A 639-nucleotide genomic window follows, 5' to 3' on the forward strand; every position below is an offset into this window, starting at 1 on the left:
CCTTCTCAGCGCAGTTGCTCGGCCAGTCCGACGATGATGCCCTCCGGGCCGCGGAGGTAGCAGAGCAGATAGCTGTCCTCGAACCGGGCGATCTCGCCGACGAGTTCGGCGCCGTGAGGGCGCAGGCGGGCAACGGTGTCCTCGATGTCGTCGACGGCGAACATGACGCGGTGCGTGCCCAGAATGTTGTGCGGCCGGTTGCGCGGCCCGGCGCTGATCACCGCGGGGCTGCGGTACTTCGCCAGCTCGAGCCGGCTGTGACCGTCCGGGGTCCGGACCATCGCGATGTCACAGCGGACGCCGTCGAGTCCGGTGCACTGGTCGGCGAAGAGGCCCTCGACCTCCGCCCTGCCCTCCAGCTCCATACCGAGTTCCACGAAGAACGCGATGGCGGCATCCATGTCCTCGACGACGATGCCGACGTTGTCCATCCGCTGAATCGCCATGCTGGCTTCTCCTTCTTCCTCGTGCGGCCGGCGGTGGCCGCTGATGTCCCCGGGACGGAGCCGGTGGCACGTTCTCGACATCCGCAGACCGCCGAACTCCGATAAATCTGGATCGCGCCTCAGCATCGCTACAGCAGACCCGCGGGCCAGGCGCCACCGCTGGGGGCTTCTTCCCGCCGCCCGTCGTTCGACG

At 68.2% G+C, this 639-nt stretch carries 1 protein-coding gene; it reads right to left on the reverse strand.

What is annotated here, in order from left to right:
• Positions 1 to 5: 5 nt before the first annotated feature.
• A complete protein-coding gene (locus SNA_RS30735; RefSeq protein WP_037694117.1) occupies positions 6 to 446 on the reverse strand; it encodes a VOC family protein in 441 nt (146 codons plus the stop codon).
• Between the last annotated feature and the right edge of the window lie 193 nt (positions 447 to 639).

Source organism: Streptomyces natalensis ATCC 27448, assembly GCF_000935125.1.
In the GTDB taxonomy this organism is placed as follows: Bacteria; Actinomycetota; Actinomycetes; order Streptomycetales; family Streptomycetaceae; genus Streptomyces; species Streptomyces natalensis.

Coding starts and splice junctions, on each gene's coding strand:
- SNA_RS30735 (WP_037694117.1), bottom strand. CDS start 446: ATGGCGATTCAGCGGATGGACAACGTCGGCATCGTCGTCGAGGACATG.